Origin of the sequence: Caballeronia sp. LjRoot29, assembly GCF_964252755.1 — a bacterium.
In the GTDB taxonomy this organism is placed as follows: Bacteria; Pseudomonadota; Gammaproteobacteria; order Burkholderiales; family Burkholderiaceae; genus Caballeronia.
The window spans coordinates 1-17,968 of sequence record NZ_CAXUPU020000009.1 but is presented as its reverse complement, the minus strand read 5'-3'; the positions used below and the strand labels follow the sequence as shown (position 1 = coordinate 17,968).

The 17,968-nt window shown below is 61.0% G+C and carries 14 protein-coding genes and 1 pseudogene; 5 read left to right on the top strand and 10 right to left on the bottom strand.

What is annotated here, in order from left to right:
- Window positions 1-7 precede the first annotated feature (7 nt).
- Window positions 8-1,282, bottom strand: a complete 1,275-nt coding sequence (locus tag ACSQ83_RS12665) for an EAL domain-containing protein (RefSeq protein WP_436228354.1) — start codon at window positions 1,280-1,282, stop codon at window positions 8-10.
- Between the two features lie 286 nt (window positions 1,283-1,568).
- A complete protein-coding gene (gene mdtD / locus ACSQ83_RS12660; protein ID WP_436228353.1) occupies window positions 1,569-3,017 on the bottom strand; it encodes a multidrug transporter subunit MdtD in 1,449 nt (482 codons plus the stop codon).
- 193 nt (window positions 3,018-3,210) lie between these two features.
- On the opposite strand from mdtD, the gene ACSQ83_RS12655 reads away from it, so the two are divergent.
- The gene (locus ACSQ83_RS12655; protein ID WP_436228352.1) at window positions 3,211-4,593 is read left to right on the top strand and encodes a CoA transferase; all 1,383 of its coding nucleotides are present in this window, start codon (window positions 3,211-3,213) and stop codon (window positions 4,591-4,593) included.
- 10 nt (window positions 4,594-4,603) lie between these two features.
- On the opposite strand, the gene ACSQ83_RS12650 is transcribed toward ACSQ83_RS12655, so the two are convergent.
- From ACSQ83_RS12650 to ACSQ83_RS12620, 7 genes are all read right to left on the bottom strand, one after another.
- A complete protein-coding gene (locus ACSQ83_RS12650; RefSeq protein WP_089166381.1) occupies window positions 4,604-5,350 on the bottom strand; it encodes a GntR family transcriptional regulator in 747 nt (248 codons plus the stop codon).
- Between the two features lie 105 nt (window positions 5,351-5,455).
- Complete coding sequence (locus tag ACSQ83_RS12645; RefSeq protein WP_436228351.1) at window positions 5,456-6,037, bottom strand: DinB family protein; 582 nt, start codon at window positions 6,035-6,037, stop codon at window positions 5,456-5,458.
- Window positions 6,038-6,241: 204 nt separating this feature from the next.
- A complete protein-coding gene (locus ACSQ83_RS12640) occupies window positions 6,242-7,456 on the bottom strand; it encodes an MFS transporter (RefSeq protein ID WP_436228350.1) in 1,215 nt (404 codons plus the stop codon).
- Between the two features lie 205 nt (window positions 7,457-7,661).
- On the bottom strand, window positions 7,662-8,648 hold the full coding sequence (locus ACSQ83_RS12635; protein ID WP_436228349.1) for a LysR family transcriptional regulator: 987 nt from the start codon (window positions 8,646-8,648) through the stop codon (window positions 7,662-7,664).
- Between the two features lie 243 nt (window positions 8,649-8,891).
- On the bottom strand, window positions 8,892-9,542 hold the full coding sequence (locus tag ACSQ83_RS12630) for a 2-hydroxychromene-2-carboxylate isomerase (RefSeq protein ID WP_436228348.1): 651 nt from the start codon (window positions 9,540-9,542) through the stop codon (window positions 8,892-8,894).
- A 70-nt stretch (window positions 9,543-9,612) separates the two neighbouring features.
- Window positions 9,613-11,046 carry a TAXI family TRAP transporter solute-binding subunit gene (locus tag ACSQ83_RS12625; RefSeq protein WP_436228347.1) on the bottom strand — a complete coding sequence of 478 codons (1,434 nt, stop codon included), beginning with the start codon at window positions 11,044-11,046 and terminating at the stop codon, window positions 9,613-9,615.
- A gap of 345 nt (window positions 11,047-11,391) precedes the next feature.
- Window positions 11,392-11,541, bottom strand: coding sequence for a hypothetical protein (locus ACSQ83_RS12620; protein ID WP_436228346.1), 150 nt, complete (start codon window positions 11,539-11,541; stop codon window positions 11,392-11,394).
- A 250-nt stretch (window positions 11,542-11,791) separates the two neighbouring features.
- Between ACSQ83_RS12620 and ACSQ83_RS12615 the strand changes: the two genes are divergently transcribed.
- Complete coding sequence (locus tag ACSQ83_RS12615; RefSeq protein ID WP_436228345.1) at window positions 11,792-12,148, top strand: BON domain-containing protein; 357 nt, start codon at window positions 11,792-11,794, stop codon at window positions 12,146-12,148.
- Window positions 12,149-12,366: 218 nt separating this feature from the next.
- Window positions 12,367-14,493: a D-(-)-3-hydroxybutyrate oligomer hydrolase gene (locus ACSQ83_RS12610; protein WP_436228344.1), complete on the top strand. Its 2,127-nt coding sequence runs from the start codon at window positions 12,367-12,369 to the stop codon at window positions 14,491-14,493.
- A 45-nt stretch (window positions 14,494-14,538) separates the two neighbouring features.
- On the opposite strand, the gene ACSQ83_RS12605 is transcribed toward ACSQ83_RS12610, so the two are convergent.
- Complete coding sequence (locus tag ACSQ83_RS12605) at window positions 14,539-15,330, bottom strand: DUF2242 domain-containing protein (RefSeq protein ID WP_436228343.1); 792 nt, start codon at window positions 15,328-15,330, stop codon at window positions 14,539-14,541.
- Between the two features lie 1,967 nt (window positions 15,331-17,297).
- Here ACSQ83_RS12605 and ACSQ83_RS12600 point away from each other — a divergent pair.
- Entirely contained in the window at window positions 17,298-17,717 is a 420-nt protein-coding gene (locus ACSQ83_RS12600) for a hypothetical protein (RefSeq protein ID WP_436228342.1), read from the top strand.
- Between the two features lie 30 nt (window positions 17,718-17,747).
- A pseudogene (locus tag ACSQ83_RS12595) lies at window positions 17,748-17,968 on the top strand (hypothetical protein); the annotation flags it as partial.

The window sequence follows — 17,968 nt, the reverse complement described above, 5'->3', positions numbered from 1 at the left end:
ACAACGCTTAACGCCGTTGCGATGTCACGTCCCAGTTGATATCGACGCACAGGACCTGCAAGCCTCGTGGCGTATGCGCGGCGATAGACGCCGTCACGCAAAGATGCGCCTCGTTGATCGACAGATAAGGCGCAGTCAGATTAACCCGGTCCGGCGTGCGCAATGCTTCGATGAAATACGGCCGGCGTTCCCAGCTCGCGCCTTCCGAATGCAGCAAGGGCCGAAAACGCTTGGCCCGTTGCGAGGCACGCGCGGCAGGCAAGACGTTGTCACCGATCTGCCGGCCGGATGAGTCGAGCAGGAAACAACGCGCCGTTTCGTGAAGCTGCAACAGCGTGCGGGTTGCATCGGCGAGCGTTTCGCCTTCGATAAGACGCGCCGCCGCCGTTTCCAGCGCGCCCACATACGGCGCTAACCGCGCCGACTGCGTGCGTTCACGTGCAGCCACGCGTTCACGGGACGCGGCTGACAGCGCATCCAGCACGCCTTGTGCAGCTTGTGGCTTCACGGCTTCCACACTGGGCCCGGCGAAATACGCGCCTTGCACGAAATCCACGTTGCATTCGAGCGCGATCAATGCATCGCGCTCGGTGCTCAGGCCGCCCATTAACACCAGTTGACCTGATTCATGCAGCAGGGAAACCAGCCCCGGCAATACGCGTTCGATATGCGAATGTTCGCTCGCTTGCTGCAGGATGCAGCGATCGAGCGTCACGATATCGGGCCGCAAATGCCACACGCGGTCGATATTCGAATGCTTCACGCCGAAGCCGTCCAGCGCGATCAGGAAGCCTGACTTGCGCAATGAATCGATGATCTCAGCAAAGCGCGTGGTCTCGCCGCCGGCTTGCTCGGGCACTTCAAGCACCACGCGTTGCGGCGGCAGTCCGATGTTTTTCAGCGATGCCAGCAGCGCATCGCCGTAGCTCGTGTCCATCAACGCGGCCGGGTGGAGGCTGAGGAACAGCCATTCGTCGTCGCTATCGAAGGAAAAGAAGTTGCCCAGGTGCAGCGATTCAGCCAGCCGGCCGAGTTCGAGCAGATCGCCGCGCCGCGCCGCCTGCGTGAAGACTTCATGCGATGGAACTTGCCGGCCGGAATCATCCCGCGCTCGCAACGATGCGTGATAACCGATTGCGCGTCGATGCGACACGGAAAACACGGGCTGGAAAACGCTGAACACCGTGTACTCGCCGTACAGGACAGTGCGCCGCGTGCCGTCATCGCCCGCGACGGGACGAGGGGGCTGAAAGCGGGGAGGGTCCAGATCAACCATGCTCATGGTGGTTTTGGCAGGCGTTCGAACGCGGCTCGAGTGGGAGTAAACATCGGGAAGAACTAGTTTACAGGATAGGGCCGCTCCCTGAAGAGCAAGAAATATGCGCATTTGCCCGACGATTGAGATATTCCCGCCGAAACCGGCTCCCGCTGGGGCTGGGGCGTGATGGCGGTTTTTATCGTGACGATGGGGCGAGGGCGCGTGCACTTTCATAGTGCAGCGCGCACGCCGCGATGATTCGCGATGGCACGTGGATGGCCATCGCCAATACGGTCGCAAGTTCCGCGCGCTAATGCGCTTCCGACGGATCTGTTTTCGTCGTCTTCACCGCGCGAATCTCCGGCCCGAGCTGCGCAAAGATCCATGCTGACGCAGCCGTAATAATTCCGACGCACAGGAACGTCGCGTGAAAGGCGGGCAGCGAATTCGTCGCGGTCACCTTGGGTAAAATGCCGGTGAAGGTCGCAAGCACTGCGCCGGCGATCGTGACGCCAAGACTCATCGACAGCATCTGAACGAGCGAGAACAAACTGTTGCCGCTACTGGCGCCCCCGGTCCCAAGGTCTTTCAGCGTGAGCGTGTTCATCGCGGTGAACTGGATGGAGTTGACGCCACCGAAGAACGCCAGTTGCACGAGCCGCAGCCACAGAGGCTGATCGGCGCTGGTGAGGGAGAAACTTGCCATTGTGAGGCCGACGAGCACCGTGTTGACCATCAGTACCTTTCGATAACCTCGCTTCATGATCAGGCTCGTCACAATGCGCTTCGACAGCATCCCGGCTGCCGCCACGGGCAGCATCATGAGACCGGCTTCAAACGCCGAATAACCCAGGCTGATCTGCAGCAACAACGGCAGCAGATACGGCATCGCGCCGCTGCCGATGCGCGCGAACAGGTTGCCGAGCAAGCCGACGCTGAACGTATGGATCTTGAAAAGATCAAGCGAGAAGATCGGTTGCGGAACGCGCACGGCGTGCAGTCCGTAAGCGACAAAACACGCCAGGCTCAGCACGAGCAACACGAGCACGATAGCGTGTTGAAGGCCGAGATCGGCGAGGCCATCGAGTGAAATGGTCAACGCGACCATGCCGACCGCGAGCATCAGATAACCGGCGAGATCGAAAGGCGCCGTCGCTGGATTGCGGCTATCGGTCATGAAGAGCCGGGTGGCAATACAACCGATCACGCCCACCGGCACGTTGATCAAGAAGATCCAGTGCCACGAGGCAATCTGCACGATCCAGCCGCCGAGCGTCGGTCCTATGAGCGGCCCGATCAACCCCGGAATGGCAACGAACGACATCGCGCTGAGATACCGTTCTGCGGGCACCACGCGTAGCAATGAAAGGCGTCCGACGGGCAGCAGCATCGCGCCGCCCACCCCTTGCACCACGCGATAAATCACTAGTTGCATGAGCGAGTGAGCATTCGCGCAAAGCAATGAGCCGATGGTGAAGATCAGGATCGCGCTGAAGAACACATGGCGCGTGCCGAGCTTGTCGGCCAGCCAACCGGAAAACGGAATGACCGTCGCCATGGTCAACGAATACGCAATGACCACGCCTTGCATGCGCAACGGCGCTTCGCCGAGGCTCTTCGCCATGGCGGGCAGAGCCGTATTGACGATGGTCGAATCGAGCGTCTGCATGAAAAAACCCGTGGCGACCAGCCACAACATGACCGTGAGCGATTGGGGGGAGGGTGGAGGTGTAACGTTCGAGCGGATTGTGTCGGGCATGAAGGAAGCCGGCGGAGGGAGTGCCGTGATTTTACGTGGATGTGGGCAGGCATAACGTGCCGATCTTCATAGCAATCGATGGGCCGAATGGTCTACGCTTGAAACCGATCGGAGCGCCCGCGGTCCATATCAAGCGAGGATGGATGCGCAAGTCTCGAAGGCCAGGCATACAGCATTGAAAGGGAGCATGGCGATGAAAGCTGTCGAAGAACTCTGGCGATTGGCGCAAGGAAACCCTGAGGCGCTGAACCATCTCACGGTCAGCGGCGACGAACGGCAACTTCCGTCGGTGTATCGGGTGAGCGCGTTGGCGGCGGCGAGCGTGGGCGCGTCCGCGTTAGCGGCGGCCGAATGCTTCAGGCATCGCACGGGGCGGCCGCAAGACGTGCATGTCTACACGCGGCGTGCGGCCATCGCGTTTCGCAGCGAGCGTTATCTGCGCATTGGCGCCGATAACCCGCCCGAGTTGCGTGATCCGCTGATGGGCTTCTACGAGACCCGTGACGGCCGCTGGATCCAGCTTCATACGAACTTCAAGCATCATCGGGACGGTGTGGTGAAGTTGCTCGGTTGCGCGAACGATCTCGCTGGTGTTACGCATGCCATCCGTCATTGGGACGGCGCCAACCTGGACGAGGCACTCGCCGATGCCGGCCTGTGCGCTGCGCTGATCCGCTCGCCGGAAGAGTGGGCGAGCTTACCGCAGGCTCACGCAATCGCGGAAATACCGCTGCTGGAAATCGTCAAACTCGACGATGCGCCGCCCGAAGCAATAGGCCGCGACGAGCCGCATCGGCCGTTGTCAGGCGTCCGCGTGCTCGATCTGAGCCGGATCATCGCGGGGCCCGTGGCGGGTCGCACGCTCGCCGAGCATGGCGCCGACGTCCTGCTTATCAACGGTCCGCATCTGCCGAACATCCCGCCATTAGTGATCGATAACGGCCGCGGCAAGCGTTCGGCGACGCTCGACCTTCGCGAAGAAAGTGGCCGTGAATCGCTGCGCACGTTATTGAAAGATGCCGATGTGTTCCTGCAGGGTTATCGGCCCGGCGCGTTGGCCGCGCTCGGATTCGGACCCGATGAAGCCGCGCGCTTGCGGCCGGGCATTGTGTACGTGACGATATCGGCTTATGGGCACAAAGGCCCGTGGTCGCAGCGGCGCGGTTTCGACAGCCTCGTGCAGTCGGCGAGCGGCATCGCGTGGACGGAAGCGCAAGCAGCGGGTCAGACGCAACCTCGACACTTGCCTTGCCAGGCGCTGGATCACGCCACGGGGTATCTCGCGGCATTCGGCGCGATGATCGCGTTGCATCGGCGCGCCACGCAAGGTGGAAGCTGGCACGTGCGTGTATCGCTGGCGAGCACGGGGCGCTGGTTGCAATCGATGGGACTTGTCGAAGACGGCCAGAACGTGCCCGATCCCCAACTCGACGATGTCCGCGACATGCTGCAAACCACCGCTTCGCCGTTTGGAATGCTCACATGCACGCAGCCGCCTGAACGCATGTCGCTGACGCCGCCGTATTGGGGCTCGCCGCCGGTGCCTATCGGGACTGACCAGCCGCGCTGGTGGTGATTGCTTGCGACTACTTGCGCAGCTCCGCGACGAAATCGTAATAGTCGTTGCGGCAATACGTATCGGTGAGTTCGATCGGGCGCTGGTCCGCCGTGTAACCCACGCGCGTGATCAGCAGCAGCGCGTCGTGCGGCGCAATGCCCATTTGCTCGGCGATCTCATCGCTGGCGTTGACCGCGCGGAAATGCTGCAGGGCTCGCACAATCGACAAGTTGCGCTGTTCCAGGAAGCTATAAAGCGAATCGCCGACGGCCTGCGGGTCTGGAATCAGCGCCGCTGGAAAGGTGGAGTTCTCGACCGCCATCACGATGCCATCGGCCGTGCGCAAGCGCCGCAAGCGTGTCACGGCCGCTGCCGGCGATAACCCCAGCTGGATCACTTCATCGCGATTCGCGGGTTCGATCACGCGGGAAAGCCACTTCGAACCGGGGGTAAAACCGCGTCGACGCAGCATTTCGCTGAAGCTCGACAGCCGCGAGAGCGGATCTTCATAGCGCGGCGTGATGAACGAACCGGCGCCTTGCGTGCGCCGGATCAGCCCTTGTTCGACCAGCAGCGCGATCGCTTTGCGCGACGTGATCCGCGATACCCCGAGCGCCTCCGACAGCACGCGTTCCGAGGGCAGCGCTTCGCCCGCATTCCAGCGATTGTCATGAATGGCGTTGCCGAGCTTGCGGGCGAGCTGGAGATACAGCGGGGTGTCACTGTCCGGGTCCGGGCGCAAGTCGCGCCAGCGGTCCTCCGATGTCGTGTTCATAGTGCGCAGAAGTTGGGACCAAGGGCCGATTCTAAGACAAGCAGCGCGGCGACGGGGATTGAATGAGAAGCTAAACGGATCGGGGGAAAGTGCTGATTGCTTTGTTTATCCCCAGACGGCCGCTTCGCTGAGGCCCATTTCGGCGAGATCGGCGGCGCGCAGGGAGGCATCGATATCGCAGAAAAATTCGTCGAGCTGCGGCGGTTCGACCGATGTGTCGGCAAGCATCGCATGCACTTGCCCGCGATGATGGATCTGATGCTGGAACACATGGCAGAGCAGCCGGGCACGCGTTTCCTGCTGTTTTGCGCGCGGACGCAGGAGGGTGACTTGGCGCTCGAGGGTGGTATCGGTGAGATTGGCGCAGTAGTCGATCAGCCTGCGGTCTGCCAGCCGTTGCTCGCGCTGCAGGTCGGCGCAGGTGTCGTAAGGTTCTTCCGGCTCGAAGAACGACACGATCTCTGGATGGGGCGGCTGGTTGTTTTGCTCGCGTTCGAGCGCATCGATGTAAAGCCAGTCGACGGTCAGATTGTGGTTAAGCGTTGTCTTGATCGACGGAAAGAAGCTGGCTCGATACGCAACGAAATCCGCCTGACTCAGCTGAGCGCAAGCCTTCAACAAGCGATGATTCGACCACGCGTTGTTATAGGCCATGCTGAGGAAGTGACGGGAAAGCAGGTTTGACATGATCAACGGGCTCGTGATGCAGGGTCGTGAAGCAGGACGATTGCTATCGAAGGACGAAGGCCAGAAATTATGGCATGGAGAATGTTGAGCGCTGTCTTCGGGTCCTCCCTCGTCCGTTCTCACCCGTTGTTCTCATCCGTTCGAACTCGCCAAACAAAACGTCCGCCGAAGCGGACGGTTGTCACCGGTTAGGCGATCCGGTTTTTAGGCCGTAGCCGCCCCACCCACGCCGCGCCCTGTGCGCATATACATCGCGACAGTCAGCGCCACGCCCGCCGCCGATGCAACTGCAGCGAACAGATACACCGAGCTGAACCCGAACTCTCCCGCGATATACCCGGCCAGCGGCCCCGTCACGCCCAGCGACAAATCTAAAAACACAGAATACGCCGACAATGCCGCGCCTCGGCTGGCCGGCGGCACAAGCCCAACCGCTTCCACGCCGAGCGCCGGGAATATCAGCGCAAAGCCAAACCCGGTCAGCGCCGCGCCCGCAAGCGCGAAAGCAGGATCGGCGGCAAGCCAGAGCATCAGCAAGCCGGCGCATTCGAACGCAAACGACACAATAGCCACGCGAAAGCCGCCGAAGACCTTGATGGTGTTGGCAAACAAAAGCCGCGAACCGACGAACATCGTGCCGAACACGGTCAGCGAAAGCGCCGCGTCAGGCCAGTTGTGCGCGGCATAAAACAGCGTGATGAACGTGGCGATCGATCCAAAACCCGCAGACCCCAGCGCGAGACCCATGCCATGCGGCAACACGCGAAAGAACACGCTGCGATACGACATGCGCTCGCCATGCACGATCGGAACCGCGTCCATCCGTGTGGCGAGCCAATATCCAAGGCCGCCAAGCGCGATCACCAACGCGCCCAGCGATGCGAAGCCGATCGAGCGTTCCATCGCCACACCAAGCGGAGCGCCAATAGCCAGCGCGCCATACGTGGCAATGCCGTTCCACGAGATCACCCGTCCGCTGCTGCCGGTTCCAACCCGTCCAATTCCCCACGTAATCGCACCGGTTCCGACCCAGCTCTCGCCGAAACCAAGCACCAGACGGCCGATAATCAGCAGCCCCAGACTCACCGAATGCCATTGCGATGCGAGCGCTGCGCTGAGCAACAACACGCCGCTGATCGCGCAAGCGGTCAGTCCGTACAGCACGGTCTGCTTCGGCCCGATCGTGTCTGCCGTGCGCCCGGCAAGCGGGCGCGAAGCAAGCGTCGCGAAGTACTGGACGCTGATTGCCACGCCTGCCATGACCGACCCATAGCCTAGATCCGTATGCACGAAACCCGGCAGCACCGCGAGCGGTATGCCGATGGTCAGGTAACAGATGAACGTGAACGTGACAACCGAGACGATCCGTCCGGTAATGGCTAGATCGGCACGGCGGGAAAGAGGGGCTTCGGTGGACATTGGGGTAAGTGCGGGGTTGATATTGCAGAAGAAGCGTGATTTTCCCATAGGTTGGGCACGAACGTGACTCGTTAGACACGTTTTCAGGGCCCGCAGAATAGCGGAAAGGCTTGCTGGAGAAGGGCTCGCGGAATTTTGCGTTGCGGCAGAGAATTTTGAGTCGGGGCGGCAACCGCCCAGCATCAAGCGATGAAACGAGAAACTCTTACCGGCTTTCCGCAGCCGCGGGCTGCCCGGTCAATTCCAGGGAGACATCGGCCATCAGCGCCTGCAACCAGGCGAGATCGGTGGGACGGCTGACTTCGGGCAGGGACATCAGATAACTTTCGATAGGCGGAAACTCGATCGGCGAGTTCATGACCGCCAGCGGTAGCAGCGCCGCGTAATGCAGCGCGAAGCGTCGCGTGGCGGTGAAGATCAAGTCCGATTGCAGCAGCACTTGCGGCACGAGCCCGAAGTACGGAATGGTCGTGACAATGCGTCGCTGGATGCCCGCGCCCGCCAGACCTATATCGATAGGATGACGCTTCGCACCGCTATACGTGGTGGGCGCGAGATGCGCGGCGAGCGCGTAGCGTGCGGGCGTCAGCGGTTCGCGTGCGAGCGGATGGCCGCGGCGCATGAGGCACACGAAGCTGTCGGTGAAAAGCTCGCGGCGCGCAAAACGCGGTTCAGGATTTTCCCAGTTGCCGATCACCACATCGAGCTCGCCTTCATCGAGCGCGCGTTCGTGGTCGAGCGTCGGCGTCAGCGATTCGATCTCCAGGCGCGCGTTGGGCGCCGCCACGCGGAACGCGCGAATCAGCGTCGGCATGAAAAAGTCGTTCAGGTAATCCGGCGCGGCAACCCGGAACGTGCGGCGTGACGTGGCAGGATCGAACGCGCCATGCGGCGTGGCGACAAACTCGACCTCGCGCAACGTGCGCTGCACCGCCGGCAGCAGCGACGCGCCGTACTCGGTCGGCACCATGCCTTGCTTGCCACGCACGAGAATGGGGTCGCGCAGGAGTTCGCGCAGCCGCCGCAGCGCCGTGCTAATGGCGGGTTGCGTCTGCCCCAGCCGCAGCGCGGCCTGCGTCACGCTGCGTTCGGTCAGCAGCGTTTGCAGCACGCGGATCAACCAGATGTCGAGGGAATCCGGGGCGGAGCTGGCATAGTCGGCGGGATCAGTCGGATCGGTGGATTTGGTCATTGAGAGAGCGCGGTCTTCGGGTGGACCCTTGGCTAAATGTTGCGTAGCAATGCGTGGCGGGGCGATCAGGCGTTGTGCACGCCTGGTCGAGAACGCGCTACGGAACGCGCCACCGAATGTGCCACGGTATGTGCCACATTAAGCCCGGCCGGGCGCTCACGCCATAGCGTGCACGCTATGCGTGGGATACGGCCCTTCGGTCGAACAGCGCGGGCGATCTGGCCAAACGTCATTGCACGCCGCCTACACGGCCGGCGCAGTCCGAGGCAGATTGCTGATTCGCTGCACTTCCGCAGCTTCCAGCCAGTTTGGCGAACGGGCAACGTAGAGCACCATGGGAAGCGTGTCTTCGCCCCAGAACAATTGCTCGTTCACGACGAAAGTCGGCACGCCGAACACGCCGAGTTCGATCGCTCGTTCCACATTTGCCATCAACCTCGCCTTCACGCCCTCGAGTTCGATCATTTTCGCGCCATCGGGCAGGCCCACGTGGCGGCACAGATCATCGAAACCCTGCTCGGTCGACGGATCGCGGCCGTCCTTCCAGATGAACCGGAAAATCTCCCGGATACAGCCGATCTCGCCGCCTGACGCCACGGCTAAACGCAGCGCCTTGCTGGAATCGAAGGGATGCGATGGCGGCATTTTGAACGGAATACCAAGCTGTTCGGCGCGAAAGAGCGCGTATCGATACATGAACACGCGCTTCGACGGAATCAGGCCCGGCATCGGCTGGCCCCAATGCTTGAGCAGCTTTAGATAGTCGATTGGCAGGATTTCGAACGGTATGTTCGGCCACTTTTCATGCTGTTCGAGCAGCAGATACGAAAAGGGAGAGTTGAAATCGAAAAAAAAGTACGGCTGGCGCGGATCGATGGAAGGCGAGGCGCTCATATGAATCTCCCTGTTGCGGTGCTCGTCGCGGTAGCCGTCACACCGGCTACCGTCGTTTCTTCTATCGATATTACGTGGTGTGCTGAACGCTGTCTCCCTGAGCGTCGAGTGCGGCGGCCTGCGCGATGGTCAGCCGCTGCCGCACGAAGCCAATATGCTCGCGCAGCACGTAGAACTGGTCGGCGTAGGCGAGCGGCATCTTCATCTGGTTGACCGCATTTTCGATGCCATCCACCCGCTCGATTAGCGCCTCCCGCTGCGCCGGCTCGGGGTCGCTCATGGCTTCGCGTTCAATGCCGATCAGCGCGCCGTAGATCTTGTAGATCCGCGATTTCACGCGCCATCTGTACAGACTCGGCACGAGCCGCAACCCCGGAATCAGCACCACGATGATCGGCACCAGCAGCACGATCACGCGATCCGCCAGGCTCGCGATCCAGAACGGCAGCGTCCGGTACAGGAAACTTTTACCTGACTTGTAGTAACGCTCGGCGTCGTCGCTGATATGAAATTCATGCTGAAGCGGCGCGGGGAATTCGTTGGCCGTCTGCAACAGGTTCGCGCGCCCATGCACCTGTTTCGCGGCTTCGATCAGCAGGTCGGACAGCGCCGGATGCAGCCCGTCACGGGCGATGAGTTCGGCCGTCGGCGCAATCAGGTGGATGGGATGCGGCGGCACGTTCTTCGCCAGATCGAGCGAACCCATTGGCAGGACGATCACCTTCAGGTACGGAAAGCGCCGGGCGTAGGCGTCGGCCTGGGTGAAATCGAAGAAATGAATGCCGGGCGAGCGAAACAGCTTGCCCATGGTCGGCGGCTGCGCGGAGTCGCCGGTGAGAAACGCGGCGTCAATACTCCCGTCCGTTAGCGCGCTGGCTGCCTCATCGCCGCTCAACGGCAGCAATTCGGTGTCGCCGCCCGGCTCGATGCCATTTGCCTTCAGCACCGCCAGCGCGAGCGCGCGCGTGCCGCTGCCTTCGGTGCTGATGGCGAGCCGCTTACCCTTCAATTCCGAAAGCCGCGTCAGCGTCGGTCCTCGATAAAACACCGCCAGCGGCACATACGCCACGCTGCCGAGCGAGACCAGATTCTCGTGCTTGTCCGGCGCGCCGGGCGCCGACATGCCGCCCTGTACGAAACCGACATCGACATTCTGTTTCGGGTCTTCGAGTTTTTGCAGGTTATCGAGCGAACCTTGCGACTCCAACACGTTCAGCGTGACGCCGTTGCGCGCGAGAATCCGTTTGTACTGCTGCGCGTCGTTCCAGAACGAACTGCCCTTGGTTCCCGCCGACATGGTCAGTGTGTTGGGCGGCGCGGGCTGGATCAGGCGCACGGCGAAATAGATTGCGGCGGCGCTGATCAGCAGGATCGGTCCGAACGATACGGCGAGGTCGCGCCAGGAGATGGCAACAAAGCGCGCCATGGTCGGCGGCAGGCGCCGCGCACGGGATTTTTTCGGGGTGTCCTGAAGGGGAGGTTCCTGGCCGGGAGTTTGGGTCATTGTCGGGTTCGATGGAGCGGGGACCTGCGTTGACGCAAAACCGCAAACCTTGAAAGCAGCGGATTTTATAAACGACAGCGGAAAAGAGAAAGGGAAAGGGAAAACCCTCGCATTCAGTCATTCATCAATCCATTAGCGATGGTTAAAATCTTCCTGTCCTACGCGATAAGCCTTTTATTCCGTCGCGGCGATGAAATATGCTTGTGCTAATACAGCGATACGTATGCTGTTACGGTCATTGCCAGTGCCGTGTTGCAATTTTCGCCGATGGTACATGATCACCCGTGCCGGTGGATCACGGGCAGGCCCTAACTTGGTATGACAATAACGACAAGTACGGTCGAGTCAGCGCTTCATCGTGTTAAATGCTTTGCGCTTCTCGCGAGGCTGGATTAAATTGACGTTCGCCGCCGTAGAACCAGCATCCGCGCCGCCAAACCGGCATTCGGAAAAATACTCCGAGCAGAACCGGCCGTGTCGCATGATGTGCAGCATCTTATGTCCTTGTGCCAGCGGTAATGACTTCCGTATAAGAATGGCCGGACATTCGTTTTTTTTCGCCAGTCTCTCGCAACACCGTGTCGCCAGCATCGCCGGTTTGTTTGTGTCGTAGGGTCGTCGATCGTCGGATCGCCGGTGATACACAGACCGCAAGATGTCGTAGCAAGCCGCTGGGTTGATGCGGTCCAAAGAAGCACAAGAGCAACACTTTGCGAAGTCCAAAGCGAAACAAAAAGGAGAAGTCATGAAAGTAGTCGATATGTTGAAGGCGCTGAGCGTCGTGGTATGCGTTGCAGTAGCGTCGAGCGCTTATGCTCAATCAAGTGATGCCATGGCCGCGCCTGACGCAGCAATGTCGGCCAAGACCACCAAGAAGGTCAACCGCAAGCTCGGCCTCGATGTGCGCCGTGCATTGAGCAAGACACAGGGCGTCGACGTGTCGAAGATCTTTGTGCGCGCACGCGGCGGTGCGGTCGTACTGTCGGGTACGGTGCCAGACGCCGCACAGATCCCGAAGGCAGAGGAAGCAGCGAAGGGCGTCGCTGGAGTGACCTCAGTGTCCAACAAGATTACGGTGGCTGCACCGAATGGCGGAGGCTGATGCTCTGCTGAGTCTTGGACTGCCGCGCGTCGTTGCAGCGGTATTGCAGCGAGCGACGCGGATTTCTCCAGTGGTTTAAATAACGGGCTCCGGTGCTAAGCACCGAAGCCCGTTATGCGTTATGGGCTCGGGCTTCCTGGTTGAGAGCGGGTGCCAGGTTCGCGACGTGGTGCATCGAAAGAAGCATGCCGGATAAAAACGACAGGGTGGAGGCGACGATGAAAAATTTCCCGCGGGTCACGGCGGCCACGGCGGCCACGGCGCTTGCCCTGACATTGGCAGTATTCGGACTGACGGCCTGCCATGGCGACGATGACGATCATGGCAACGGCAATGGCTCCAAGAACAATGCCCTGCCGAACTTCATCTCCGGCGGCGTGCGTACGCAAACCTACGACGGCACGACCGACGACCTGCTGACGGCGGGACTGGGCAAGGACGGGTTGGCATCGGCTACGCCACCGGGCATCTCTAATCCAGCCGCGCCGAGCGCCGCTGAATTGCGCCGTCTCGCGATTTACTCGAACTATCGCGCGCTCGTCGATATGTCCGCCAATGGCGGCTACGGGCGCTTCTGGGGGCCGAACGTCGACTTGAACGGCAACGACACGCTCGGCCAGGGGATGATCGCCGGCAAGGAATATCTGGCTTTCGCCGACGACGGCAGCGGCACGCTCAACGTGAGTTTGCTCGTGCAGATTCCCGCGAGCTTCAACCCCGACCAGCCATGCATTGTCACTGCCACATCGTCCGGCTCGCGCGGCGTGTACGGGGCTATATCGGCGGCGGGGGAATGGGGTTTGAAACGCGGCTGCGCGGTCGCTTACACCGATAAAGGCAGTGGCAACGGCGCGCACGAACTGGCGACGAACACGGTTACGCTGATCGACGGCAGGTTGACCAATGCGGCCGCTGCCGGCAAGACCAGCGTGTTCACGGCGAACCTTGGAAGCACGGGTCTCGCCACGTTCAACGCGCAATTCCCGAATCGCTACGCGTTCAAGCACGCTCACTCGCAGCAAAATCCCGAGAAAAACTGGGGCACAAATACGCTTCAGGCGATCCAATTTGCGTACTGGGCGCTCAACGATACCTACGGTTCCGTCAACGGTAGCACGCGCCAGGTTCGCTATAACCGCGGCGATGTGACGACCATCGCGGCGTCGGTGAGCAACGGCGGCGGCGCGTCGCTCGCGGCAGCCGAGCAGGACACGCAAGGATGGATTACGGCGGTGGTCGTGGGTGAGCCGCAGATTAACCTGAACGTGCCATCGCAGGTGTCGGTGAGGCAGGGCGGCGTGGCGGTGGCGTCGTTCGGCCGGCCGCTTGCCGATTACATGTCGCTCGCGAACCTGCTGCAGCCGTGCGCGGCGTTGGCGCCGGCCGCAGCGGGCGCGCCGTATCTCACGACCTTGCCTGTGGCCACGACCGCGTCGATCCGGGCGGCGCGCTGCGCGTCGCTGGCCGTGAACGGCGTGATTACCGGCGGCGACCTAACCAGTCAGGCCAACAGTGCGCTCGCTCTGCTGCATCAGGCGGGTTATCAGACGGACTCCGACTTCCTGCAGGCGCCGATGTGGGATTCGCAAGCCGTGCCGGCCGTGGCCGTGACGTACGCGAATGCATACACGCGGTCTAGCGTCGCCGATAACCTCTGCAATTTCAGTTTCGGCACGACCAATGCCGTGACGGGCGCGGCGGGAGTCAGCCCGGCTGTATCGCCGATGCCAACCGTGTTCGGTAACGGCAATGGCGTGCCGCCAACCAACGGCATCAACCTCGTCTACAACCTGGGGAATGCGGGTGCGGCGGACCATCGATTCGCTACCGCCGACGCCAGTTTTGCCGGCGCGTTTTGTCTTCGCGGCTTGTGGACGAACGGCGATGCGCGGATGACAACAAGCGTCAACGCAATCCGCGTAAATGCGAATCTGCGCGGCAAGCCGGCGATCATCGTGCAGGGACGCTCGGATACGCTTGTGCCGATCAACCATGCGTCGCGCCCGTATGCCGCGATGAACAAGCTGGCCGAAGGTAACTCAAGCAATCTGTCGTTTTACGAGATTACGAACGGCCAGCATTTCGATGCATTCTTGGGCGTCGCAGGCTTCGATACACGCTTCGTGCCGCTGCACTACTACAACCTTCAGGCGCTGAACCTGATGTGGGCGCATTTGAAGAACGGAGCGCCGTTGCCGCCGTCGCAGGTCGTGCATACGGTGCCGCGGGGCGGTACGGCGGGGTCTGCGCCAGTGTTGACGGTGAGCAATTTGCCGGCGATATCGGCGTCGCCGGGGGCGAATGCGATCACGTTTAGCGGTGGCAGTGTGAATGTGCCGAATTGAAGGGGATTTGCTCTCGCCGATCAGATCCCGCTCTTTTTCAAGCGCTTAAGGCGTAGTCGCCGATGCCGCCACTGGCGCGGACGCCGGAGCAGCAGCCGTTACTGTCGTTGCGGTCACCGCCGGGGCGCTGGCGGCTGAAACGGCACCGGCCTTCAATTCCGCGCGGGCGGCCGAACTGGCGGCCGGCGTCTGCACGACGATAGGCGTCGGCGTGAGCTCCGGCGAATTCAGGATCAGCGACGGCGCAAGCGCTTGGCTGCTGACGTTCTCGCCAGGAACGGGAGAGCTGCGCGGCACCGTTTTCAGATAGTGGCCGACCAGACTAAAAAAGCGGTCGTAGAACTTGCCTGCCGGCACGGTTTCGCTGGAGATTTTCACCATCGAGTCGCTGTTCGAGCGGATCGGCAGCGAGAGTGAGCCGAGCACGCTCAATCCTACGCTGGCCGACGTATCGCTTTTCTTCAGCGTATAACCGTCCTGCACCGCGTTCACATACGCAATGCTCGTGTTGCTCGCGTTCTCGCCCGCCGTGCAGACCACATGAAAAGACACCACCACGTGCGTGTCCGCCGCCGGCTGGAAGTTCTTGGTGGCATCGACGGTATCGGGCTGCGCCATGGTCGTCATGTAACCCTGGCTCAGCAGCGCGCGGCGCGAGGCTTCGCAGGTTTCCTGACTGGTGGCGTCGTAGTTGTGCGCGAAGGGACTCGCGCCCGTCGAGAACATTTCGGCCTGGTAGCTAGGCGTGGGCGCGGCCTTGCCGCCACAAGCGGCGAGGGCGAGCAGGGGTAATGCGAGTGAGAGGCGGACAAGCGAGTGGGCAAACAGGGTGTGCATGACAGTCGGCAGGATGAAACGAAGGACATCGACGGGCTAGATTGTAGTGTGCCGGGCGAGTGAACGTAAAAAGCAGGAAATTAACGGCCCAGGCTCTAATTGTCCGACGTATCTGAAGTCAGGCACTTTGGACGCTAGCGTGAGGATTTGTGGCTTGGTCGGACAAGCGACCTTGATCTTTTGAATCTTTCCGACCTCGAACTTCGCGGGGCAGTTTCAAGGGGCCCGTTTATTGTTTCGTGTCGTCGTCAAATTTACCGTTGATTGTTGCGTGAAACATAAAAGTCCCGCTAACTCGGCCGCGTAGTAAAAGCGAGACTAAGCGGTCGAACCGGTCATCGTCCATATGAAACACAGCCCGAGCAGGCTCAAGGAATAAACGTAGTGGTGTGCGCGCACGGTTTTCAACCTTGAGTGATGGACCGGAATCGCGCTGGCTGCTACGTGCGACCGTTCGTCTGAGGTTGGCTGCAACATTTTTTCTGCATCGATGTTTGCATGGCGCGCCTGGATGCGTGCCGCCCGCTTCGCTATCGCTTTCCAATCTTTCGAGAACGCCCTCTCGTTGTTTCTTTCAGCGACCACAGCTTCGTCCGGATCGCGTGCTGAGTTTTTCGGCGCCGACTTACGTGTCATCGGCCGGCGTTTTGGCTCGCGCGACGCATAAAGCGCACACGAAGACACCGGTGAGCATGCTGGCAAAATAGCAGGCGGCGTGCGTGAAAAAGCTGAACATCAAGTCCTCTCCTTATCGTATGAATGTCGAAAAATGGCGGCAGTGCAGACCAGGACAAGTGCATTCGATCGACACAGCTTATTGCCCGGTTCCCTGACACGCTCCGATACTCCGGTGCGCCACGGCGACATAGCTCACCTCACAAGCCTTGCCAGAAAGTCTTCGGGATAAATCCGCTGTTGTCTTTTTCTTGGCCGTTGCTGCTTAGGCATCGCGATAAGTCGCCCGACGCCATTGAATCGCTGCGTGCTTGTATTCCGGTTTTGGTTCTTGTTTTAAGTCTTGTTGTTATTTTTGTTCAGAACGAATGCTAAGAGCAACGGGTCCAGACTGGACAGAATTCTACGTCTTGCTCGGAATTCGTATCGCTTGATCTTGTCGGGCGATTGTGCGCCGCATCGAGATAGGAGATTCACTCGGCATCGAGTGCAGTCACGGGATGCCGACGCGTTCGTCAATATACCGAGGAATTTGAAAGCATGGCTGTTGATAAGCCACGTGTGCCGTCGTCGAGTTTTTTAAGCCTCGATAAACAGCTAGGGAGAATTGACATCTGTCATCGTCGTCATGGCCAAATATATTTTTGGGGTAACGATGGAATAGTATCTTGGCGAACCGCGGCAAAGGATCGCTGTGGCTAAGCACGCAAATAGCAAAGCTGCACCCGGATTTCGGCAATCTTCGCTGCGTTTTTTCTTTAAGAACGCGTCGATTGAGGTGGAGTCTTACGCTGCCATTGCGGCTAAGTATTGCCGAGGCAGAATATGAGCTGCTTAGTCAAGGGCAGGCATGACAAGCCTATTCGAATGGTGTCAGGTAAATGGCAGGGCTCGATGGCGAAGTTCTGTCGCCGGTTTGAGCATGATGCAAAACAGGCTCGCGCGAGAAGCGTTAGAGGCTGGCACGTGGCTGCATGTGTCAATTGATTCCCGGACACGCTGCACGACGCAATCTAAACAGCGGATGGATCGTCCTGATTGATGCGCAAACACTTGGAGCGCGTGTAGCAGCGAGACTTAAAGCTCCAGCGCCAACGCCTGAAGTAAATCGGTGCACGCGCCAAGCAGCGACGTGCGCCGAGGCGATTATTTTCTGCCGACAAGCACCAGCGAAATAACGCATTCGCGATGCTGATCGATTGGCCGCACGGAAGCAACGAGATCGGGTCCGGGAGGACACAGCGGAAGTTGTCGCCGTGTCCCCTCGTTCACACAAAGCGCTGCCTGCTTCAATGACCGCCGCCGTTTCCGCCGCCGCCGCCGCCACCGTTGCCACCACCGTTGCCACCACCGTTGCCACCACCGTTGCCACCACCGTTGCCGCCTCCATGACCGCCGCCGTGACCGCCGCCGTTTCCGCCGCCGCCACCACCGCCGCCGTTGCCACCACCGTTGCCGCCTCCATGACCGCCGCCGTGACCGCCGCCGTGACCGCCGCCGCTGCCGCCGCCGTTTCCGCCGCCGTTTCCACCGCCGTTTCCACCGCCGTTTCCACCGCCGTTTCCACCGCCGTTTCCACCGCCGTTTCCACCGCCGTTACCACCGCCGTTACCACCGCCGTTTCCACCGCCGTTTCCACCGCCGTTGCCGCCGCCGTGACCGCCGCCGTTGCCACCGCCGTGACCGCCGCCGTGACCGCCGCCATGGCCTGACGATCCGCTACCTGGTCCGCCATTGTTGCCATGGCCGTTGCCATCGCCATGGCCGTTACCGTCGCCATGACCGGTTCCGTTGCCGTGGCCGTTGCCGTCACCGTGGCCGTTGCCATCGCCATGGCCGATACCGTCGCCATGACCGGTTCCGTTGCCGTGGCCGGTGCCATCACCGTGGCCGTTGCCATCGCCATGGCCGTTGCCATCACCGTGGCCGTTGCCATCACCGTGGCCGTTGCCATCACCGTGGC